Below are 22,398 nucleotides of genomic sequence, written 5' to 3'. Positions count from 1 at the left end.
GTCTGCGACGGATCAGTCGGATCCTCATGCGACCCCTCCTGCGGCTTCGTCGGCTGACCATCAGGCCCCGGCTCAACGAGCTTATCCACCGACACGGCCCGCTCGAACACCACATAGGACGCACCCGGCTCAAGACCGGTGGTCGTACCGAGGTCGACGACCCAGGTGCCGACGCCGGAGGCGTCGGCCGTCTTCACGACCCTGGTTGTGAGGATCGGGTCGCCCACGGCCTGGCCGTTCTCGACCTTCATGAGCTTCGCGGTCACCGTGTACTCCTTGCCCCCGAAGAGGTTCGAGTACGCGATCGTATCCGTCACGGTGATGCCCTGCCCCTTATCCGAGGCCTTCGCCGCGCCGGCAGCCGAAGCGGAAGCACCATTCGCAGCAGCCGTCGTTGCGAGCTTCGGCTGGTCGTTCGGGCCGGGTGTGTTCGGCCCCGGTTCAACCGTCACCGTCTGCGACGGATCGCTCGGGTCCTCGTGGGTCCCGGTCTGCGGCGAATCCGCAGTGTCGTCACCGTCGGTGTCGATGAGCGGGTCGACCGACACGGCCTTCTCGAACACGACGTAGGACGCGCCCGGTTCAAGACCTGTGGTTGCACCGAGGTCGATGGCCCATTCACCGGTACCGGAGACGGCAGCCGTCTTCACGACCGTGGTCGCGAGGATCGGGTCGCCCACGGCCCGGCCGTTCTCGACCTTCATGAGCTTCGCGGTCACCGTGTACGCCTTGCCCCCGAAGAGGTTCGAGTACGCGATCGTATCCGTCACGGCAACACCCTGAGCGGCATCAGCGGCAGCGACCGAGGCCGCCCCGGCAGCCGAAGCGGAAGCACCGTTCGCAGCAGCCGTCGTCTTCAGACTCGGCTCGTCGCCTTCACCCGGGGTGATCGGAGTATCCGGGCCCGGTTCGACCGTCACGGTCTGCGAAGGATCGGTCGGGTCGTTGTGGTTGACGACCTGCGGCTCGTCGTTCTCCCCGTCGCCGTCAGCGTCGACGAGCTTCGCCGACGAGACCGCCTTTTCGAGGATCACGTAGGACTTGCCGGGCTCGAGCCCCTGAACCTTGCCGAAGTCGAGGCTCCAGGTGCCTTCACCCGTCGCGGACGAGGTGCGCGAGACGGTCGCTTCAGCGACAGTCTTGACGACCTGACCGTTCGCGACCTCGACGAGAGTGCCGGTCACGGTGTACTTCTCGTCGGCCTGCAGGTTCTTGTAGGTGATCGTGTCGACGACCTGGACGCCCGCGGCGGCCTGCTCAGCCGTTACGACCGTCGCGCCTTCGGCGGACGCCGGTGCGCCCTCGGCGGCGACCGTGGTCGCCATCTGGGGTGCGCTCGGGCTGAGCTCCTCGACGGTCACGGTCTGCGACTTGTCCTTCGGATCCTCATGGGTGGCGTTCTGCGGGGCATCGCCGGCGCCGTCTTCGTTCGTGTCGACGAGCATGTTCACGGACTCCGCCGTTTCGAAAACGACGTAGGATTTGCCGGGCTTGAGGCCGGTCACGTTACCGAAATCGAGTTCCCAGTTGCCCGCACCGGTATCGGATGCCGGGAGCTTCGCGGTCTTCACCGCGAGGGGCTTCGCATCCGGAGCGACCTCGCCTTCGACGACCTCGAAGAGCCTGCCGGTGACGATGTAGTCCTCGCCGGCGACCAGGTTCTTGTAGGCGATCGTGTCGACGACCTGGACGCCCGGCATCGCATCATTCGCGGTGACGCGTGCGGGAGCATCCTGCTCCGCAGTCGAAGCACCGGCCTTGACGGTGGTGCGGAGCTGCGGCGACTTGTCGTCGCCGTCAACCGGACCCGGGTAGACATCGTCGGTGACGATCACCTTGGTGCCGTCTTCGGAGACCTCGACGTTCCCATTCGTTTCGACGTCCGCAACCTCGACTGTGCCGTCCGCCTTGACCGTGAAGTTGAAGTCCGTGACGACCTCGTAACCGCTCGGGGCGGCTTCTTCATGGAAGGTGTACGTGCCCGGCTCGAGCTGGAGATCCTTCGGCTTGTCGCCCGAAGTCCACTTGGAGATCTCCTCATCGCCCTTCTTGATCAGGATCTCGGCGCCGGCGATCTCCGTTCCGCCGAGGTTGACCTTCGAGAAGCTGACGTTGCCCTTGTCCACGGTCGTGGTGAAGGTCTGGGAGTTGTCGCTCGGGTCCTCGTGCTTGACGACGTGCGGGACGAGGTCGCCGTCCTTGTTGTAGACGAGCTTCAGCTTCGAGGTCGCCTTCTCGTAGACCACGTAGGCCTTGCCCGGCTGAACCGCAACATTGCCGAAATCGAGGTCCCAGGTGCCCGCACCGGACTTGTCCGCCGTGACAGTAGCTGTCTTCGTGGCGATCGGCTTGTCGGTGTCGACGCTCTTCTTGCCGTCGGCGCCGATCGTCACCTCGTAGAGCCTGCCCTCGAGCTCGTACTCCATGCCGGTCAGCACGAGACCGCCGACCGTCGGGAACCTCAGGTCCTTGTACTCGACCGAGTCGACGACCGCCACCGAGGTCGCGCCTTTCTCGAGGATGACGGAAGCGGGATTGTCCGCCGTGCCCGAGACCTTGTTCGCCTTGACCGTCGTCTTCAGCTCGCCGTTGTTCTCGACGGGCGTGTTGACGACCTTGACCCGGGTCAGATCACCGGTCACGGTCTTGTCGACCGCCTGCGGGAGCTGGACACCCTGGTCGTTCACCGTGAATTCGTAAAGGACGCCGTCAGCGCTTGCCGACGCGGGCTTCGCGAAACCTGCGGGCGCGATCTTCTCGATCAAGCGGTAGCTGCCATTGGTGAGGCCGAGCTGCACCTGATCGGGAGTCGTGGTGGTGTCCCATTCGTGGACCTTCACCCATTCCTCGCCCTGCTTCATCTCGATGACGAGTCGAGCGCCGGCGAGCAGGTTGCCCTGATCGTCGTACTTGTCGAAGCTCACCTTGTGCTGGTCGCCGGTGACTTCGATCATGACGCTCTGCGCGGACGATTCCGGATCAGTGTGTACCGCCACGGGCGTCGCGCCCTCATTGACAGACACGGTGGTGCCGTCGGCCCCATAGCTGACGTCCGACTCGCGGTAGATCCGCTCGTACACGGTGAAGGAGGTCGTGGCATTCACATCCACTTGAGCCTTCGCAACCGGGACATGGATGGTCGCCGAGCCGTTCGGCTTATCCGGATCCACCGTGAACACGACGAATGCGTTGCCGGGAGCGGTTTCGCCACCGGCGTTGTTCTTCACGAAGGACGCGACCGCCACATAGTTGTCCGGCTCGAGGCCCATGTAGTCGATGCGGTCATTGATGGTCAGGGTGTCAGGAGCCTTGGCGAGTTCCGAAGCGGTGTAGTAGTAGCGCTTCGAGTCGGTCTCGCCCTGCTCCCACACGGCGGAGGTCTTCGCAGTGGGCTCGTTGGCGTTGTGCACCGTCACCAAGGATCCGGTGGCGGACACGCTCCCCTGCGCGGGAAGACCGCTGATCGTGCCGTCCGCGTTCACCGTGAACTCGACCGGACCCGCGCCGATGTATCCGGCGGGGGCCTTCGTCTCGGTCAAACGGTATTTGCCGGGCACGACCTCGAAGGTGGTCGCTCCGTTGTCCTTCGACTGGAAGGTCTGCTTGAAGTCGCTTGAAAGACCCTCGAGGGTGAACTCGACGCCGCCGATATTGCGCTTGGAGAACTCGCCCTGTCGAGTCACGAAGCCGGTCTTCTCGATGCTCAGCGGGAACTTCCCGACTTCAGGCTTGCCGTCGAAGAGGACGATGGTGTCGGCCTGCCACTTGTGCCCCTCGATGACATTCGGATCCCACTGGTACTTATCCCAGTTGACCGCCGACTTGGGGACAATGCGAGCCGTCGTCGCGGGAGTCCCCTGGTCGAGGACGACATTGCCGTTGGCGTCCCACACGAAGGACACCGGGTCCACGGGGAGGAAGCCCTTCGGAGCCTGGTTCTCCGCGATCGTGAAGTGATGGGTCTCCCAGATCTCGAGAGGCTGCGCCATCGTGGTCGTATTGAAGACCACCGGTCGCTCCTCGAAGACCACGGGCCCGATCTCGGTCTTCAACGCGAGTTCGGCGTCGGCGAGGCCGTCACGGTTCTTCTCGACGAGGGCCGCGAGTTCAGAATCGGAAAGATTGCCATACTGGGACGCGTCGAGCTTGAGGATGCGGACGAAGTTCGACTTCTCAGAAACGCGCATGGTGACGGCGTTCTGCTTGCCGAAGCGCCAGAAGCCGCCCACCACATCATAGGTGCGCATGTCGACGATCTTGGAACCGTCGGACGGGATCGCAGATGCCCGCTCACCGCGCGCGACCTTGTAGATGAGGTCCTTGTCGATTCCGCCGTCCTCACCCCACGGGCCGCCCTTCGGCCACCAGGAGTTATCGGTGAAATGCCAGATGGCCTGCTGAATCGCAAGGTACCAGTGCAGATCGCCTTCATCATTGTCGCCGTACCAGTCCGGATTGTTCGCACGCCAGCCGTACGGGTCCTCGTGGAAGACGTAAAGGAGCTCACGCACCGCGAGGTACGTCTGAGCGGAATCCAGCGGACGTGAAACCAGGAAGGTCGACAGCAGCTTCGTGAAGGAATCCTGCGTGTTGCCCGTGTAGTAGTACCGGTTCTTGCCGCTCTGGTCACTGGGGTCGTACTGCGGGAACGAACGGCCGTGGTTCATGCAGAAGGCCCAGTCCTCAACGACCTTGTTGTCGGAGTTCCAGATCGTCAGCATCCGATCCGGGCCTGAAATGTAATACGCCTCGTCAGTTGAAGTTTCAACACGAGACGTATTCGGGAATCTGATCGGTTCGCCCGCCGCTGCAGCGCGCATCGCGCCGCCTGCTAGAGCTGCAACAGCAACGATCGCAACCGCCGCGAAGACCGCGACGAGATTGCGCGTTCGCGTTCGCATTTGCGTGAATATCACTAATCCTCCATGTGATGTTGAGGCAGAATGCTTCGAAAAGGTACCCGCTAACCTACCATCCCGACACCGCCCCACCACAGTCCTTCGAATGAAGCAGATCCCACATTCTTCAAAGTTGACATCACTGCGGGACGAGGACGGGAAGCATGCCCCTCTCATCCGGGGCGCCCGCGATTCCGCTGGGAAGCAATCCCCCGGGCGCATGCGTGCGAGGAAGGAGCGTCACGCGCCCCCTCTGAGGAGGATGCGCCGAGACCGAGCCTCCAGCGCCGCCCCTTAACGTTTCTCCATTCGAGGCGAACCGCCCTCGTCACCCGCGCACTCGCGCGAGGGGAAGCCGGCCGCCCGAGCCGTTCTCAGGCCCGAAGCGCTCCCAGGAGTTTGGCGAGCACGGGTCTGATCGGCGCATCGTAGGTACCGAGGTACTCCTCGACATCGCCGTTGAAATGCCGCTTGAACTTCAGCACGCCGCCGGCATCGCCCTCAGGCGAGAAGTCCTTCGCGATCCCCCAGAAGTTGTACCACTTCACCTTGTTCTCAACCGACCACTCGAGCATTCGGCGATGGATCAGGTAGATCCCGTACAGGGAATTGAACTCCGCGAAAGCGCCGGAGGTGAGGAACACGAGTTCATTCGGAGTATGGATGAACATGCTCGCAGCCAGCACCACTTCATCGCCGTGCTCGGCGCGAATCTGCTCGGCATCGGCGAGCCTGCGTTGAGCGGCCTCGAGCTGGCTCGTCAGCTGATCGAGTTGATTCTTCTGCTTCTTGCCCGGTTCGCGCCCTTCCTCGTGCGCCCGCGCGAGAGTTTCAAGAAGGGCGTTCCGCTTGCGCTCGACCTGAGAAATCTCATCGCGGACGATCCGGAGGTACTTGTCGGTATCGAGGCGGGCAACGGGGAAGAAGACCTCCCCCTCCCCCAGTTCCTCGCCGAAGGTCCGGTAGTACCGGGCCGTCGCGTCGGAGGCGATATACGAATCCATCGTCGTGCGTTGCGCGGTTGCGGCCAGGACGCTCTGCAGGATGTCCGTTCGCGAGGGCGGAACGAATTCCACGCTCACCGCGTTCTTCCCCCATTTCGCGAAGGCGCGACGCGCCTGCTGGGTCGTGCTCGAGACGACCTCCTCGAAGCTCATCCCCTCGATGTCCTTGGTGAAGGTGAAGTGCGCCTGAATCGCGGGATCCTCTTCGGGTTCGCGCTCCACGCGGCGCGCCCCGAGTTCATGAAGGAGCGCCTCCGTCTCCTCCCCCTGGGCCGTCCGCTCCACGACATCCACATCGGAGTACTTCCGGCGGAAGACCGGGGGAACGAGCTCGGCGGCGATCACGCGCGGCTTCGCGCGCAGGTGCGCGAGGAGGCCCTCGTAAAAGGCCTTTTGCACGTCGACCGAGCGAAGGCCGCTCGCCTCGATCAGCGATTCATTCAAGGTCGGCCCGAAGAAGAGATGGGCGACGGAGAAGAAGCGCTTCCAGGGCGAGAAAGTCACGACACCCGCGGCGAGGAGTTCGCGGCGACCGTCGAGCATCCGCTTGACGCCGACGATCTCGACCTCGATGCCGCCGCGCCTCTTCGTCCGGGCGTATGCGGGGAGCTGGAGGAAATTCATCCGCGGCACGGCCCGCGAGAAGAGCTCGAGCTCAGATTCTTCGATCGTCACGAATTCCACGTTCTGCCCCACGTCGACCTACCCGTCCTCACTCGTCCCCACAGATCCTCGCTCTTCCCATTCGCAGTCATTTGCGCGAATCGCGATCAGTCGCGCCTTCGAAGAGCGGAACGACTTCTTCCCATCAGGCGGAAATCCCTCCGCGCCGGCCTCGCAAGGGCCGCGGACCCGATGGCGCCAGTGTATCGCACGGGCTCGCGCGCCCTCCCTGCGAACGCGTGCGCACAAGGAGGCGGTGCCCGATGCTTTCGCATCGGACACCGCCTCCCCCGCGTCGCCGTTTCTTCAACTCCGCAAGATCGAGCGGGGCGGAACGGGGATCGCCGATCGATCTCGCACGAGGAGTCAGGCGCGCACGGCCGAGACGTCGAGGGTGATGACGACCTTCTCCGAGACGAGGACGCCGCCGGTCTCGAGCACGGCGTTGAAGTTCACGCCGAAGTCGGTGCGGTTGATCTCGAATGCGCCTTCGAAGCCGAGGCGCTCGTTGCCCATGTGGTCCTTGGCGGGGCCCTCCCAGTCGAGCTCGACCGTGAAGGTCTTCGAGACGCCCTTGATGGTGAGATCGCCGGTGACGGTGACCTCATCGCCCTCGACCTCGACCGCGGTCGAAGTGAAGGAGAGCTCGGGGTAGGTGTCGGCCTCGAGGAAGTCGCCGGTGCGGAGATGGCTGTCGCGCTGGGCGTTGCCGGTGTCGATGGAAGCGGCCTGGGCGGTCGCGGAGACGGAGGAGTTGCTCGGGTTCTCGCCGTCGATGACGATCTCGCCGGCGATGTCGGCGAACTTGCCGCGAACCTTGGTGACCATCGCGTGCCGAGCGGTGAAGTTGAAGGAGGAGTGGGCGGGGTCGATCACCCAGGTGCCGGAGAGGGCGGGGAAGTCGGTCATGAGGGTTCCTTTGTTCGTTGTCGATTGTTCATCGCGGTGCAGTAGCGTTCCTGCCTGACCACTAGATTAGTTGAATTCTCAACTACTTGCAAATGGTGGATGTGACACGGTCCCGGAGCCCGCACGGGCTCCGGGACCGTTCAGCGCACAACCTGCCGCGCCTTCAGCGCTCGACGTCCCGCCCTCGGTAGTCGAAGCGCTCGACGTCGACCCTGCCGGACCGGGCGTAAGCCCCGATCACGCGACCCGCGAAGGACTCCGTGAAGTCACTCGAGAGGAATGCGCCGTCGACCGCCCCGATCGTCACCCACTCCCCGCCCTCGCGGATCTGTGCGAAGAGGCGATCGCATGAGGCGCCGATGACGGCCTTGCCCGCTTGCGGAGCTTCGGCGCCGATGCGCAGCGCGACGGATGAGGCCTCGCCGACGAGGGCGCGGCTCCACGACTGGGTGAGACCGCGGATCGTCATGGTCGCGGTCGCGACCCCGCTTGCGACCTCGATCTCAAGACGCGCACCCTCCTCGTAGCGCAGGCAGATGCCGCCCACACCCTCGGAGAGGTCGAGGGCGGCGGTGAAGACCATCTCCTCGGTGCGTACGCGCATGCCGAGGAAGCGCGGGTGCGCATCCTCCATGCCGACGCCAACGCCCTCGATCCGGGCGAAGCCCGGCCTCGCCTCGAGATCGACGATCTCCCAGGGGAAGGCCCGCACGGAGATGAGCTCGCCGTCGAATCCGCGGAGCGAGGAGGGGGCCTCGCTCGGGAAGGTGATCGCAAGATCCTCGGCCGGACGGCGCTCGCCGAGCCTCACCGGCTCGACATGCGGCCAGCCATCGACCCAGGTCACCGGGGTGAAGAAGGTCTCCCGACCGATCGGGGCGAAGGCCCGGGTCATCGAGCGCGGGCGCGTGCCGAGGAGGACCATCCCCCACGACCCATCACTGAGCTGGACCAAGTCGCCATGCCCGGAGTTCTGGACGGGGCGATCCGTGCCCCTCGCCGTCACGAGAGGGTTGTGCGGAGCGCCCGTGAAGGGCCCGTCGGGGCGAGGTCCGCGCGCGATCGACACGGAGTGCCCGCGCTCGGTCCCGCCCTCGGCGATCATGAGATACCAGTAATCGCCGATCTTGTAGAGGTGTGGCGCCTCGGGGAACATGCCGCCCGTACCCGACCACAGGCGCTTCTGCTCCGTGAGCGCCTTGCCCGTCGCCGGATCGAACTCGACCTGGGTGATGCCCTGGTGGACCAGAGTGTTCGTCTCCTCATCGAGGAGGAAGCCGGACATCGTGACGTAACAGGCGCCTTCCTCGTCCCAGGCGATGTCGGGATCGATGCCGAGCACGTCCATGACGATGCCGTCCGACCAGGGGCCCGCCGGATCTTCGGCCGTGAAGAGGACGTTCCCGCGCCCCGTCCCCATCATGTCGGGGACGACGAGGTAGAAGAGGCCGTCATGATGGCGGATCGTCGGCGCCCAGACGCCTCCGCCGGTCGGCACGCCCTTCACGCCGGACTGGCCGTCGCGGACGATGACATGAGCGAGGAGTTCGAAGTGCTCCATGTCCCTCGAGCGGTAGATCGGGATGCCCGGCAGGTACTCGAAGGTCGAGCTCACGAGGTAGTAGTACTCGCCGACGCGGCAGATGCTCGGGTCGGGGTGGAATCCGGAGATCAGGGGGTTCATATCGGGCTCCTTCGTCGTCATCGTCGTCATCGCCGGACGGGCCGCGGTCGCGCTCGGCATCATGGCGTCGATCTGACGAGCGGCGCCTCCGAGGCGAACACACTTATTAACCAGTCGGTAATTAAGTGGATGAAACGAGAGTAGGCAGACGGGAACGGGCTGTCACGAGGTTCTCGCCGACGGGAATCCGGCCCGCGAAAGGAGCGCCAGAAGCGACGCGGCAAGCCGGATACGCGAATCGGACTCACGGCCGCGCCCGGAAACGAAGAACCGCGGACCCATCGGATCCGCGGTTCGCTTGTGGAGCTAAGGGGATTCGAACCCCTGACCTCTTCCATGCCATGGAAGCGCGCTACCAACTGCGCCATAGCCCCGTCTTCATTTATCGTCCCCGTTGCGGCGACCCGTTAAGTATAGCGGGCGCAATGCCGATTCGTAAAATCGAAGGTCTGTGCTGGTCACCACACATTCGATTCGGCGCGCCTCAGCGCCCCGAGTCCGACGACACACCCGCTCACGCTCCGAGCACGTCCTCGCGATAGCCGACATTGTGCGAGGTCAAACGCCATGCCGGAGCCCCGGACGCGCCCGAGCCTCCCCCGCCCACACAGGCCAGCTCCGACCAATGGCAGTTGTCCAGGCCCCGCAGAGCATCGAAGCTCAGAGGATTCAAGCCCATGAAGGTGACGAGCCCGCGCGAGATCGCCGCACCGTGCGACACGACGACGAGCGTCGACCCCTCGGGCGCAGACGCGGCCGCATCGAGCGCCGCATCCATGATCCTGCGCCCGACGCGATCCGAGGCCTCCACCCCGGCGGCCTCGCACTCCCCCGTCGCACGCCATTGGGCGACCTCGCCCTCGTGGCGCGCGATCGCCTCGTCCACCGTGAGTCCCTCGAAAAGGCCGTAGCAGCGCTCGATGAGGCGCTCATCGACCTTCGGCTCACCCGCCTTCACGCTCTCGGCGCCGAAAGCGGCGGCGAGGATCCGAGCGGTCTCATGCGCCCTCGATAACGGGGAGCAGATGATCCGCGCGACGCCCGAGACGGCGGCACCGACATTCATGCCCACCTGCGCGCTCGGCGACGCGATGCGCCTGGCCAGCACCTCGCCCGCCCTGCGCGCCTGCTCGCGCCCGTGATCATTCAGGGGATGATCGATGATCCCCTGAAAACGGCGCTGCACATTGAAATCCGTCTGCCCGTGCCGGACGAAGACGATCTTCGAGGCGCCGCGCGCCCCCGCGAAGGCGCCGCTCATGCGCCGAGCCTCTCACGCACCGGATCGCTCAACGCAGGATCCTCCAGAGGCACGATCACCCCGTCCGACCAGAGGTTCTCCAAACGGTAGAAATCGCGCTCCTCATCGAGGAGCACATGGACGACGAGTTCCCCGTAATCGAGCAGAATCCAGCGGTTGCCTGTGCGCCCCTCGATATGATCCGGCTCGACGCCGAGCTCATCGGCCACCCGGTCGAGGATCTCCTCCCCGATCGCGCGCACCTGGCGCTCAGACGACGCCGAGGCGATGAGGAAGGACTCCGCGATCGCGAGCCTGTCCGCCACATTCACGAGCACCGGGTTTAGCGCCAGCTTGTCGAACGCCGCCTTCGCCGCGACGCCCACCAGATCACTCGTCAACACCGGCACAGCGGCGCTTCCTCCTCCTCGGCCCGGGGCCGATCAGTCCATTTCCTTGTACAGATCATACTTATTGATGTATTGAACGACCCCGTCGGGTACGAGGTACCACACCGGTTTGCCCGCCTCGACGCGCGCTCGGCAATCCGTCGAGGAGATCGCCATCGCGGGCACCTCGACCAGGGACACCGACGCGCTCGGCAGGCCCGAGGCGTCGAGCGCATGGCCCGGACGGGTCACGCCGATGAAATGGGCCATCTCGAAGAGCCTGTCCGAATCCTTCCACTGGACGATCTGCGCGAGCGCATCCGCGCCCGTGATGAAGTAGAAGTCCGTGTCCTCCGGATACTCCTCGCTCAGGTCCGTGAGCGTGTCGATCGTGTAGGTCGTGCCGCCCCTGTCGATGTCGACGCGCGACACGGTGAAGCGCGGATTCGAGGCCGTGGCGACGACCGTCATGAGGTAGCGGTGCTCCGCCGAGGTGACGCGCCGTCCCGCTTTGAAGGGCTGCATGGCCGTCGGCACGAAGATCACCTGATCCAGATGGAACACCTCCATCACCTCGGAAGCGGCGACCAGGTGACCGTGGTGGATCGGATCGAAGGTGCCGCCCATGATGCCGATCGATCGACGAGGGCGGCCGGCGGAGAACTCCTTCGCAGCGGAGGTCGTGACGCCCTCGTCCTGGGTGAGACCCCCCTTCGCCCCCGTCACGGGCGCACCGTCCCCTCGCCCTCGATGATCCACGTGGACGTGGTCAGCTCCGCCAGGCCCATCGGGCCGCGCGCGTGGAGCTTCTGCGTGGAGATCCCGATCTCCGCTCCCAGGCCGAGCTGCCCGCCATCGGTGAAACGCGTCGAGGCGTTGATCGCGATCGCCGCCGAATCCAGCTCCGTCCTGAAGCGATTCGCGGAAGCGAGCGAAGGCGTGCAGATCGCCTCGGTGTGCCCCGAGGAGTAGCTCCGGATGTGCTCGATCGCCTCGTCGATGGAATCGACGACCCTGACCGCGAGGTCCATCGACAGGTACTCCGCGGCCCAGTCCTCCTCGCATGCGGGCGCGATCATGGCCTCATCGATCGAGGCGTCCCTTCGGGCGATCTCGAGGCCGGTCTCGTCGAGGTGAAGGGTCACGCCCGCGGTCGCAAGACGCGTGAGGGCGCTGGACAGGAAGCGCTCGGCCTCGTCGCGGTGGACGAGCAGCGTCTCGGCGGCATTGCACACGCCGACCCGCTGCGTCTTCGCGTTCATGATGATCCGCTCGGCGGCCTCGAGGTCGGCGCCCGAATCGACGTACACGTGGCAGTTGCCCGTGCCGGTCTCGATCACGGGGACGATGGATTCTCGGACCACTGCGGAGATGAGCCCCGCCCCGCCCCTGGGGATGAGGACATCGATTCCGCCGCGCGCGCGCATCATCGCAGTCGCGCCGGGCCTGCCGAGGTCGTCCACGGTCTGCACGAGGTCTGCGGGAAGGCCCGCGGATGAGAGCGCGTCCCGCATGACTGAGATGATCGCCCGGTTCGATCCTTCGGCCGCGCTGCCGCCGCGCAGGATCACGGCGTTGCCCGATTTGAGGGCCAGGGCCGCCGCATCGATCGTGACATTGGGGCGTGCTTCGTAGATCATGCCGATGACGCCCATCGGGACGCGCACCTGAGTGATGCGCAGACCGAGCTCATTCGTCATGCCGCGCATGACCTCGCCGACCGGATCCGGCAGCGCCTTCACCTCGCGGACGGCGTCGGCGATCGCCGCGATCCGGGATCCGTCCAGCGCCAAGCGGTCGAGCAGTCCTTCCGACATGCCCTTCTCCCGGCCCTTCTCGAGGTCCCGGGCGTTCGCGGCGAGGATCTCCTCGGCGCGTTCGACGATCGCCGCGGCGATCGCCTCGAGTGCGGCGTTCTTCACCGCGGTCTTCGCAGTGGCGAGGGCGCGAGCGGCCCGGCGTGCGGCGTCGGTGCGCCCGGAGATATCAGGAGTATCGTCCATTCGGCCATCATGGCACACGAGGGCGGGCGCCGAGCGATCGAGCCCGTTCCCCGATGCGGCGCGCGTCGGCGGAGGCCCGTCCGGCCATTCGTCGTTCCCCTTCGCTTTCGGCGGTCACGCGGAGATCCCCTCGACGAGCGAAAGTGATGACTTCGACGGCTGAAGGTGATGACCTCGGCGGGAGGGGAGGGTGTTCAGAGGAGCGGGGCGAGATCGTCGCGATGCACGACCGGCTTGGGATGATCCCAACCGGCCAAGCGCAGATCCTCGGCAGTCGAGCCCGCCATCTCGGCGATCGTGTCCGAATCGTAGGAGACGATGCCCCGCGCGAGCAGCCCCGCCGGCCCCGCGATGTCCACGACGTCACCGGACTCGAAGTGCCCGAGCACGCGTGCGACGCCCGCGGCGAGCAGGGACTTCTTCCCCCGTGTGATCGCAAGGGCCGCGCCCTCGTCGACGACGATCTCACCGCGGGAGGGGGCCGCATGAGCGATCCACAGGCGCCTCGACGCCGGACGCACGGCGGAGGGCGCGAACCAGGTACCCACCTTCTCGCCCGCGAGGACCTGCGCGAGACGATCGGCGGAGGTGAGCACCACCCCGATGCCCGAGGAGGCCGCCATCGTCGCGGCCTGCACCTTCGTCACCATGCCGCCCGAACCGATCTTCGACCCCGCCCCCGTGACGAGCACCGCGTGCAGCTCATCCGTCGAACGGACCTCGTCGATGAGACGGGCCCCCGGATGGCTCGGGGGCGCCGAATACAGGCCGTCCACATCCGTGAGCAGCACCAGCGCGTCCGCTACCACCATCTGCGCGACGTAGGAGGCGAGACGATCGTTGTCGCCGAAGCGGAGCTCACGGGTCGTCACCGCGTCGTTCTCATTGATGATCGGGACGACTCCCAGGCCGAGCAGCTTGTCCAAGCAGGCCCGCACGTTCGTGTAATGGTCCCGGCGCATGACGTCCTCGGTCGTCAGGAGCAGCTGCGCGACATCGAGGTGGTGCGCTTGGAAGGCCGATGTCCAACGGGCCACGAGCAGCCCCTGCCCCATCGCGGCCGCCGCCTGAACGCTCGCCAGGTCGCGCGGCCGACCGGCGAAGCCGAGGGGGTCGAGCCCTGCGGCCACCGCGCCCGAGGAGACGATGACCGTCTGCCTCCCCTCGGTCCGCCACTTCGCGACCAGACGCGCCACCGAGTCGATCCGGTTGAGGTCCAGGCCCCCGTCGTCCCGGGTCAGCGAGGACGAGCCGATCTTGATGACGATTCGGCCCGCCCGGTCGAGGCGAGCCCGTTCCGAATCGGTCACTTCCCGCTCCTCGAGACGTCATCGGGGTCGGTCCACACGCCCTGACGGCGTTCAGTCCACAGCTCCTCACGGGCCGCGGCCTTCGCATCCATGACCTGGTGGTAGACCTCGCGCTTCTCCTTGCGGGTCGGACGGCTCGACTGATCGAGGCGCAGGTCCGTCCCCCGCTGGCCCAGGAGCTCCGGGCCGGTCGTGAGCGTCGGCTCGAAGTCGAAGACGATGCCGCCGTCGAGGTCGCCGATGACGACCGTGTCGCCCGCGACGGCGCCCGCCTTGATGAGGGCGTCCTCGACTCCGGCGGCGGCGAGACGATCGGCCAGGTAACCGATGGCCTCGTCGTTCGTGAAATCGGTCTGCAGCACCCAGCGCTCCGGCTTCTGACCGCGGACCTGGAAGACCTCCTCACCGTCCTTGCGGGTCTGACGGACCGTGATCTCGTCGCGAGAGCCCACGGCCTTCGGGCGGATGACCGGCCGCACCGCCTCGCGCTCGGGAAGGCTCGCGCGATGCTCGAGGACGAGGCGCGCGAGCGTGAAGGAGAGCTCCTTCAGGCCCTCGTGCGTCACGGCCGACACCTCATGGATCGGCCAGCCGAACTCCTCCAGCTCCGGGCGCGTGATCTCGGCGAGGTCGCGCCCGTCGGGAACGTCGACCTTGTTGAGCACGATGACGCGGGGGCGCTCCATGAGCGGCACGTAGCCCTCGATCTCGCCCAGGTCACCCTGATAGGCGGCGAGCTCCGCCTCGATGGTCCTCAGGTCCGCAACGGGCTCGCGCTCCGACTCGTAGGCCGCGGTGTCGAGGACGTGGACCACGACGCCGCAGCGCTCGATATGGCGCAGGAAGTCCAGGCCCAGGCCCTTGCCCGTGGATGCCCCCGGGATCAAACCGGGGACGTCGGCCATCGTGTAACGGGTCTCCCCCGCCTGAACGACACCGAGATTGGGAATGAGGGTCGTGAAGGGGTAGTCGGCGATCTTCGGACGCGCAGCGGACATCGCCGCGATGATCGAGGACTTGCCCGCAGAGGGGAAGCCCACCAGCGCGACATCCGCGACCGACTTCAGTTCGAGGACGACGTCGCGCTCCTCGCCCGGCTCGCCGAGCAGCGCGAAACCGGGGGCCTTGCGCGCCTTGGAGGCGAGCGCCGCATTGCCCAGTCCGCCCTTGCCCCCCTCGGCCACGACGAAGCGCGCGCCCTCGCCCGTCAGATCGGCCAGGAGCTCGCCCGATGCCGACTTCACGACGGTGCCATCGGGAACCGGCAGGACGATGTCCTGGCCGTTCTTCCCCTGGCGGAAGTCGCCCATGCCGGGCGTGCCCGACTGGGCGCGCTGGTGGGGCGAACGGTGGTACGTGAGCAGGGTCGTCGTCTGCGAGTCGACCTCGAGGATCACCGAACCGCCGTTGCCCCCGTCACCGCCGTCAGGACCGGCGAGCGGCTTGAACTTCTCACGCTTGATGGAGGCAACGCCGTTCCCGCCGTTGCCGCCGGAGGCGTGAATCGTCACGCGATCGACGAAGTCTGCCATGTCGTCTCCTGAATGATCGAAGAGGGGTATTCGGTGCCGAGGGCGGTGCGGCCTGCGCGCCGCCGGAGGGTGCGCTTCCAAGGCCGCGCGTCCTCATCATGTGGAAAAGGGCGTCCGGCACAGTGCCGGACGCCCTCCACGAGCGGTCGGTCTCAGGCAGAGACCGGCTCGACGACGTTGACGACCTTGCGATCGCGCCTGACGCCGAACTCGACCGCGCCCGCGCGGAGCGCGAACAGGGTGTCGTCCTTACCGCGGCCGACGCCGTCGCCCGGGTGGAAGTGGGTGCCGCGCTGGCGGACGAGGATCTCGCCGGCGTTGACGAGCTGGCCGCCGTAGCGCTTCACTCCGAGGCGCTGAGCGTTCGAGTCGCGGCCGTTGCGGGAGGAGCCGAGGCCCTTCTTATGTGCCATCAGAAACTACTTTCTGCTCGAATGATTCTCAGGTCAGGCGATCTCGGTGATCTTGACGACCGACATCTTCTGACGGTGGCCCTGGCGCTTGCGGTAGCCCGACTTGTTCTTGTACTTGATGATCGAGATCTTCGGCCCCTTGGCGGAGTCGACGACCTCGGCCTTAACGGTGACCTTGTCCAGCTTGGCAGCGTCAACGGTGATGGCATCGCCATCGACCAGCATCAGAGGCTGAAGTTCGATGCTGGAGCCGATTTCCTCGGCAAGCTTGTCGACGACGACGACGTCGCCGACGGACACCTTTTCCTGCCGGCCGCCAGCCTTGACGATCGCGTAGACCACGTTGGAGCTCATCTCTTCTCGAAAACGGACCGGGAATCGGACCGCCCCAACTCTTGGGCGGGGAATCGGATTCCCGCTGGCGCTCGGTGCGCCGACGATCAAACTTAGCCGATTTCGGCTCGTCCGGGCAACCCGGAGGAGCGCGGATCGCACCCATTCGACTGTGCGATTCCACACCCCCCCCGAGTTCAGGACACGCCGAAGGGGAAGGAGCCGATCAGCCCGCGTCGATGATTCCGGTCGAGGCCACCCTGCGACGGCGCTTCGGCGCCGACTTCGCCGGAACGCGGGCCTCGGGCAGATCGATCTCCGAAGTCGAACGAAGCGGAGCGCTCTCGACCCGCACGGCCTTCTTCGGAAGCTCGATCTCGACGGCGGGCGCCGCCTTCGGCTCCATCGACTCACTCGTCACCGCACGGCGACGGCGCTTCTTCGTCGGCGCCGCGGTCGCTTCCGAAGCGTCTCCTTCGGAGGGGGCCGCCTCAACCCCGGCGGAAGCGCCCTTCGCCCCGCGAGGCGCCTTCCCGCTCAGGGCGCGGGGCTCGGGCGCCTCGATCGCCGCTCCTGCAGTGGCGGCTTCCAGAGCGGCCACGGCCTCCGTCGCGCTGGGATCGACGACACCGGTCGCGACCGCGCGGCGCCGACGCCTCGGACGGGCCTGCCGGGTCTGAGCGGCGGGTTCGTCGCGACGAGGATCATCCTGAGCCTCCTCGGCGCCCGCGGCGGGAGCCTCCGGAGCCTCCGCCCGGGTCTTCTCCTTCTTCACGCGAACCCGGGACCCCTTGTCCTCCGGAGCCTCCGACGGCTGCTCCTGATCGGCTTTCGAAGCCTGCGGCTCGGATTCGAGCGGCGCCGCATCCTCAGATGCATGCTCCTCGGCCTTCCGGGTCGCCGCCGCGATGGCCGAGAGGGCCTGCTTCGCCTTCTCGTGCTCGACCTCATCATCAAGGCGACGCGCTTCAGCCTGCTTCTTCCGCTTCGCCTGCTTGGGCGCACCGCCCGTATGATCATGGGCGCCCGAGGACTCCACGGGACGATCGTGAACGATGAAACCGCGTCCCTCGCAGGCTTCGCAGGTCGTCGAGAAGGCTTCGACCAGTCCTTCACCGACGCGCTTGCGGGTCATCTGGACCAGGCCGAGCGAGGTGATCTCGGTGACCTGATGACGCGTCCGATCCCGTCCGAGGCACTCGACGAGCCTGCGGAGCACCAGATCCCGGTTCGATTCCAGGACCATGTCGACGAAATCGACGATGATGATTCCGCCGATGTCGCGTAGGCGCAGCTGACGGACGATCTCCTCGGCGGCCTCGAGGTTGTTCCTCGTCACCGTCTCTTCGAGGGTGCCGCCCGCGCCGATGTACTTGCCCGTGTTGACGTCGATGACGGTCATCGCCTCAGTGCGGTCGATGATGAGCGTGCCGCCGCTGGGCAGCCAGACCTTGCGGTCCATGCCCTTCGCGAGCTGCTCATCGATCCGATGCGCATGGAAGGCGTCCTCCGTTCCCACCCACTGCTCGACGCGATCGGACAGCTCGGGCGAGAGCTCGTCGACGTACTCCTTCACCGTGCCGAAGGTCTCGCGCCCCTCGATGATGAGCTTGGAGAAGTCCTCGTTGAAGATGTCGCGGACCACGCGCACGGCGAGCTCGGGCTCGCCCCGCAGCAGGACCGGCGTCGACTTCGTCTGCATCTGCTTCGCCTCGATGTCCGCCCACTGCTTCGTCAGGCGCGCGACATCATCACGGATCTGCTCCTCACTGGCCCCCTCGGCGGCGGTGCGCACGATGACGCCGGAACCCGCGGGAACGACCGCCTTGAGGATCTTCTTCAGGCGCGTGCGCTCGCGATCGGGGAGCTTGCGCGAGATCCCCATCATCGACCCGTTCGGAATGAGGACGAGGTAGCGGCCGGCCAAGGTGATCTGGCTGGTCAGGCGCGCGCCCTTGTGCCCGATCGGGTCCTTCGTCACCTGGACGAGGACGGGATCGCCGGACTTGAGCGCGGCCTCGATCCGGCGCGGCTTGCCCTCCAGGCCCACAGCATCCCAGTTCACCTCGCCCGCGTACAGGACCGCATTGCGCCCCCGGCCGATGTCGACGAAGGCCGCCTCCATCGAGGGCAGAACGTTCTGGACGCGGCCGAGGTAGATGTTGCCCACCATCGACTTCTGGGTGCGACGCGCAACGTAGTGCTCGACGAGCAGGCCGTCCTCGAGGATCGCGATCTGGTCGAGACCGTCCTGATCACGGATCACCATCTCCCGCTTGACGGATTCACGGCGGGCGAGGAACTCCGATTCGGTGATGCCGTGGCGGCGGCGGCCCTCGCGACGGCCCTCCTTGCGGCGCTGCTTCTTGGCCTCCAGGCGCGTCGACCCCTTCAGGGCCGTCACCTGGTCGGCGGGATCGCCCTCCTCCTCGGCGAGCGAAGGGCGGGTCCGGCGCCGACGACGGCGCCTGGTCGAAGCGGCTTCTTCGGCTTCGGCCTCGCCGTGCTCGCCCTGATCGGCTTCGGCCGCGCCTAAGGCATCGGAGTCGGCGGGCGACTCATCGACCGCGTCCTGAGCCCGGGGCTCCTCCTTCGCCTCGGCGCTCTTGCGCGTGCGGCGCTTGCGCTTCGGAGCCTCCGCCTCGGGCGCTTCCTCCGCGAGGGGCTCGGACGACTCGAGCGGACTCTCCTTCGCCTTGCGACGCGAACGCTTGGGCTTGGGCGATTCCTCTTCGGCGCCGGGCTCGGGCGCAGGGGCGGGCGGCGCCGCCTGGAAAACAGGGGCCTGGAATGCCGGCGCCTGGAAGAGCAGCGAAGCCGCGGGGGTCTCAGGGGCCGACTGGTTGGTCTCGGTGGTCACGATTCTCCAAATTATCCGGTCGCGGTCCCGCACCGGGCCGCGCCCTCGTACTCGCCCGCGAGGGGCGGAAATCCTTACGGTCCGCTCGCAGTTGCGGAGCCGATGTCGGCGCCAAGGCGTCCTCGACATCGCACTCGCCGCAAGGGTGCGCTCACGGCGTCCGATGCCCCCATTGTCGCACATGGTCGATGCCAGACCCGGGCGGCGCCGATCACAGATTCGCATTCTGAAACGGAGGGGACGAAGGTCCAAGAGCCCCCGATTTCATGGCGGAATGAATGGCTGTGTCATAAAACGCCGAAAATCGCGGCTCGCACCCCAAAAGCACGCACAAGCTCGCTAGTCTGAGGCATGAGCAACATGACGATGGTCCTAGGACCAACGTCAGAACGCGATCAACCATCAACCACTTCTGAGGGAAGGCGAGCACTCATGACCCTCGCGCAGGCAGCGCTCGACTCTGTCATGATCGGACGATGGCAGTTCGGCATCACGACCGTCTACCACTTCATCCTCGTCCCGTTGACCATCGGCCTCTCGCTGCTGGTCGCCATCATGCAGACCGCATGGCACAAGACCGGCCAGGAGCACTGGCTCCAGGCCACCCGATTCTTCGGCAAACTCCTCCTCATCAACTTCGCCCTCGGCATCGCCACCGGCATCGTGCAGGAATTCCAGTTCGGCATGAACTGGTCCGAGTACTCGCGTTTCGTCGGCGACATCTTCGGCGCGCCCCTGGCCGTCGAAGCCCTCCTCGCCTTCTTCCTCGAGTCCACCTTCCTCGGACTGTGGATCTTCGGCTGGGGGCGCCTCTCCAAGGGCATGCACCTCGCGACCATCTGGCTCACCGCCATCGGCACCGCGATCTCCGCCCTCTGGATCCTCGGGGCCAACTCCTGGATGCAGCACCCCGTCGGCGCGACCTTCAACCCTGAAACGGGCCGAGCCGAGCTCGATGGAGTCGGCGGCTTCCTCGCCGTCGTCACCAACCCGGTCCTCGCCTGGGAGTACACGCACGTCATCACCTCCTCGTGGCTCGTCGCCGGCACCTTCGTCGCAGGCATCGCCCTGTGGTGGATGGTCCGCGCTCAGCGCTCCGGCACCACCGAGGGCGCCGAGCAGGCGAAGCGGATCTGGCGCCCGATCGCCCGCTTCGGCCTCGTCGTCGTCCTCATCGGCGGAATCGGCACCGCGGCCACCGGCCACTTCCAGGGTCAGGAGCTCGTCGAGCTTCAGCCCATGAAGATGGCGGCCGCCGAAGGCGTCTGCGTCGACACCGAAGGCGCCGCCTTCACCGTCGCCCAATTCGGCTCCTGCCCCCTCGGAGACGACGGCGCGCAGCCCACGAAGTTCATCGAGGTGCCCGGAGTCGCCGCCTTCATGTCGCACAACTCCTTCACCGCCGAGGTCCAGGGCGTCGCCGACATCCAGAAGCGGATGGTCGATCTCCTCAACTCCAACGCCGATTTCACGGCCAAGTACGGCGACGCCGCCCAGTACGACTTCCGCCCCCCGCAGATGGTGACCTTCTGGTCCTTCCGTTTCATGATCGGACTCGGTATGGTCGCCTTCCTCCTCGCCGCATGGGGCCTGTGGGCGACCCGCAAGGGAGCGGTCTCCGACTCGAAGGCGCTCGGCGTCTTCGCGCTCATCAACCTCCCCCTCCCCTTCATCGCCGCCACCTTCGGCTGGATCTTCACCGAAATCGGCCGTCAGCCGTGGGTGGTCGTCCCGAACCTCCAGGGCCTCGAATCGGGTGATCCTGTCGGTTCGGTGCTCCTCATGACCGATGCGGGCATCTCGACCACCGTGCCGGCGGCGCAGGTCCTCGTGACGCTCATCGGCTTCACCGTCCTCTACGCCGTCCTCGGCGTCATCTGGTTCCTCCTCCTCAAGCGTTATGCGCAAGAGGGAATCCACTCCGCGTCGGCCAAGAAGGACTCCGGCGATGCCGGCGCCCTCGCCTTCGGCTACTGAGAACTAGGAGACTCCCATGACACTGTCGATCCTCTGGTTCGTTCTCATCGCCGTCCTGTGGACGGCCTACCTCGTCACCGAGGGCTTTGACTTCGGCGTCGGCGCCCTGCTCAAGATCGTCGCGAAGAACGACGAGGAGCGGACGCAGACCGTGCGCACCATCGGCCCGCACTGGGACGGCAACGAGGTCTGGCTCCTCACCGCCGGCGGCGCCACCTTCGCCGCCTTCCCCGAGTGGTACGCCACGATGTTCTCGGGCATGTACCTCGCGCTGTTCCTCATCCTCTTCGCGCTCATCATCCGCATCTCCGCGTTCGAGTGGCGCTCGAAGATCGCGACCGAGAAGTGGCGCAACACCTGGGACGTGCTCCACTCGGTCTGCGCGTGGCTCGTCCCGATCCTCCTCGGCGTCGCATTCGCGAACTTCATCCAGGGCATGAAGATCGAGGTCGTCGACGCGGCGGGTCAGGTCATCGCCCCCGACATGGTGGAAGGCTCGCTCGACGTCGCCGCCCACCAGCTCACCGGCGGTTTCTTCTCCCTCCTCACCCCCTACACGATCCTCGGCGGCCTCACGGTCCTCGCGGTCTGCCTCGCGCACGGCGCGCAGTTCCTCGCGCTCAAGACCGAAGGCGACGTCCGGGAACGCGCCAACGGCCTGGCCGCCCCGCTCACGGTCCTCGCGACGGTCCTCGCCGCGGCCTTCCTCCTGTGGGGCCAGTTCGCCTACACGACGAACGTCCTCGCATGGATCCCGCTCCTGGTCGCGGCCCTCGCGATCATCGCCTCGGCAGCCTTCTCCCAGAAGGCGCTGCGACGAGAGGGCCTCTCCTTCGTGTTCTCGATCGTCGCGATCGCCGGTACGGTCTCCTGGATCTTCTCGGCGATGGCTCCGAACGTCATGAAGTCGTCGATCGACCCGGCTTACTCGCTCACCATCGCGCAGGCCTCGTCGTCCCAGCCGACCCTCACCGTCATGACGGTCGTCGCGCTCTGCTTCGTCCCGATCGTCCTCGCCTACACGGCGTGGTCCTACTGGGTCTTCCGCAAGCGCGTCTCCGTGAACGACGTCGACCACAACACGGGCCTCCTGCCCAAGCAGATCCGCCTCGGCGAGAACTTCCTCGCCGGCTGATCCGCCGGAACGAAGAACGGGTGGCCCGGTGCACGCGCACCGGAGTGA

The 22,398-nt window shown here is 66.3% G+C and carries 15 protein-coding genes and 1 tRNA gene; 2 read left to right on the top strand and 14 right to left on the bottom strand.

All coding sequences use genetic code 11. The features are described from left to right. The 14 genes from ACQY7V_RS09450 to ACQY7V_RS09385 form a co-directional block, all read right to left on the bottom strand. Nucleotides 1-4,901 (bottom strand): VaFE repeat-containing surface-anchored protein (locus ACQY7V_RS09450; protein WP_428639996.1); only part of this gene is annotated, 4,901 nt, incomplete at its 3' end. 371 nt (nucleotides 4,902-5,272) lie between these two features. After that, nucleotides 5,273-6,598: a peptidoglycan bridge formation glycyltransferase FemA/FemB family protein gene (locus ACQY7V_RS09445; RefSeq protein WP_428639994.1), complete on the bottom strand. Its 1,326-nt coding sequence runs from the start codon at nucleotides 6,596-6,598 to the stop codon at nucleotides 5,273-5,275. Between the two features lie 333 nt (nucleotides 6,599-6,931). Next, entirely contained in the window at nucleotides 6,932-7,474 is a 543-nt protein-coding gene (locus tag ACQY7V_RS09440) for a YceI family protein (RefSeq protein ID WP_235362148.1), read from the bottom strand. A 163-nt stretch (nucleotides 7,475-7,637) separates the two neighbouring features. Then, the gene (locus tag ACQY7V_RS09435) at nucleotides 7,638-9,221 is read right to left on the bottom strand and encodes a family 43 glycosylhydrolase (protein WP_428639992.1); all 1,584 of its coding nucleotides are present in this window, start codon (nucleotides 9,219-9,221) and stop codon (nucleotides 7,638-7,640) included. A gap of 238 nt (nucleotides 9,222-9,459) precedes the next feature. Beyond that, nucleotides 9,460-9,532: transfer RNA gene (locus ACQY7V_RS09430), tRNA-Ala, on the bottom strand. A gap of 140 nt (nucleotides 9,533-9,672) precedes the next feature. Beyond that, nucleotides 9,673-10,419, bottom strand: coding sequence for a histidine phosphatase family protein (locus ACQY7V_RS09425; protein WP_320836530.1), 747 nt, complete (start codon nucleotides 10,417-10,419; stop codon nucleotides 9,673-9,675). Continuing rightward, nucleotides 10,416-10,802, bottom strand: coding sequence for a ribosome silencing factor (gene rsfS / locus ACQY7V_RS09420; protein WP_428639989.1), 387 nt, complete (start codon nucleotides 10,800-10,802; stop codon nucleotides 10,416-10,418). Before rsfS ends, ACQY7V_RS09425 begins: the two co-directional genes overlap by 4 nt. A gap of 39 nt (nucleotides 10,803-10,841) precedes the next feature. Continuing rightward, nucleotides 10,842-11,423: a nicotinate-nucleotide adenylyltransferase gene (nadD, locus tag ACQY7V_RS09415; protein ID WP_303772379.1), complete on the bottom strand. Its 582-nt coding sequence runs from the start codon at nucleotides 11,421-11,423 to the stop codon at nucleotides 10,842-10,844. 86 nt (nucleotides 11,424-11,509) lie between these two features. Continuing rightward, entirely contained in the window at nucleotides 11,510-12,790 is a 1,281-nt protein-coding gene (locus ACQY7V_RS09410) for a glutamate-5-semialdehyde dehydrogenase (protein ID WP_428639987.1), read from the bottom strand. A gap of 194 nt (nucleotides 12,791-12,984) precedes the next feature. Next, nucleotides 12,985-14,100: a glutamate 5-kinase gene (gene proB, locus ACQY7V_RS09405; protein ID WP_235362153.1), complete on the bottom strand. Its 1,116-nt coding sequence runs from the start codon at nucleotides 14,098-14,100 to the stop codon at nucleotides 12,985-12,987. Beyond that, a complete protein-coding gene (gene obgE / locus ACQY7V_RS09400) occupies nucleotides 14,097-15,632 on the bottom strand; it encodes a GTPase ObgE (protein ID WP_428639985.1) in 1,536 nt (511 codons plus the stop codon). The genes proB and obgE overlap by 4 nt, the downstream gene beginning before the upstream one ends. Nucleotides 15,633-15,784: 152 nt before the next feature. Further along, entirely contained in the window at nucleotides 15,785-16,045 is a 261-nt protein-coding gene (gene rpmA, locus ACQY7V_RS09395; protein WP_154478587.1) for a 50S ribosomal protein L27, read from the bottom strand. Nucleotides 16,046-16,078: 33 nt separating this feature from the next. Further along, nucleotides 16,079-16,399 carry a 50S ribosomal protein L21 gene (rplU, locus tag ACQY7V_RS09390; protein ID WP_154478589.1) on the bottom strand — a complete coding sequence of 107 codons (321 nt, stop codon included), beginning with the start codon at nucleotides 16,397-16,399 and terminating at the stop codon, nucleotides 16,079-16,081. 205 nt (nucleotides 16,400-16,604) lie between these two features. Next, entirely contained in the window at nucleotides 16,605-19,238 is a 2,634-nt protein-coding gene (locus ACQY7V_RS09385) for an Rne/Rng family ribonuclease (RefSeq protein WP_428639982.1), read from the bottom strand. A gap of 432 nt (nucleotides 19,239-19,670) precedes the next feature. On the opposite strand from ACQY7V_RS09385, the gene ACQY7V_RS09380 reads away from it, so the two are divergent. Beyond that, nucleotides 19,671-21,215 (top strand): cytochrome ubiquinol oxidase subunit I, encoded by a 1,545-nt coding sequence (locus tag ACQY7V_RS09380; protein WP_235362156.1) that lies wholly within the window; start codon nucleotides 19,671-19,673, stop codon nucleotides 21,213-21,215. A 16-nt stretch (nucleotides 21,216-21,231) separates the two neighbouring features. Beyond that, on the top strand, nucleotides 21,232-22,350 hold the full coding sequence (gene cydB / locus ACQY7V_RS09375) for a cytochrome d ubiquinol oxidase subunit II (RefSeq protein ID WP_235362157.1): 1,119 nt from the start codon (nucleotides 21,232-21,234) through the stop codon (nucleotides 22,348-22,350). Nucleotides 22,351-22,398 lie beyond the last annotated feature (48 nt).

It is taken from the genome of Schaalia sp. (assembly GCF_050312375.1).
In the GTDB taxonomy this organism is placed as follows: Bacteria; Actinomycetota; Actinomycetes; order Actinomycetales; family Actinomycetaceae; genus Pauljensenia; species Pauljensenia hyovaginalis.
The sequence above is the reverse complement of the archived record's forward strand: the minus strand, read 5'-3'. Positions and strand labels throughout refer to the sequence as shown.

Excerpts from the sequence above, each read along its gene's own strand:
- ACQY7V_RS09410 (WP_428639987.1), bottom strand. The coding sequence starts at position 12,790 with ATGGACGATACTCCTGATATCTCCGGGCGCACCGACGCCGCACGCCGG.
- cydB (WP_235362157.1), top strand. The coding sequence starts at position 21,232 with ATGACACTGTCGATCCTCTGGTTCGTTCTCATCGCCGTCCTGTGGACG.
- rpmA (WP_154478587.1), bottom strand. The coding sequence starts at position 16,045 with ATGGCACATAAGAAGGGCCTCGGCTCCTCCCGCAACGGCCGCGACTCG.
- ACQY7V_RS09440 (WP_235362148.1), bottom strand. The coding sequence starts at position 7,474 with ATGACCGACTTCCCCGCCCTCTCCGGCACCTGGGTGATCGACCCCGCC.
- ACQY7V_RS09425 (WP_320836530.1), bottom strand. The coding sequence starts at position 10,419 with ATGAGCGGCGCCTTCGCGGGGGCGCGCGGCGCCTCGAAGATCGTCTTC.
- ACQY7V_RS09435 (WP_428639992.1), bottom strand. The coding sequence starts at position 9,221 with ATGATGCCGAGCGCGACCGCGGCCCGTCCGGCGATGACGACGATGACG.
- obgE (WP_428639985.1), bottom strand. The coding sequence starts at position 15,632 with ATGGCAGACTTCGTCGATCGCGTGACGATTCACGCCTCCGGCGGCAAC.
- ACQY7V_RS09380 (WP_235362156.1), top strand. The coding sequence starts at position 19,671 with ATGACCCTCGCGCAGGCAGCGCTCGACTCTGTCATGATCGGACGATGG.
- rplU (WP_154478589.1), bottom strand. The coding sequence starts at position 16,399 with ATGAGCTCCAACGTGGTCTACGCGATCGTCAAGGCTGGCGGCCGGCAG.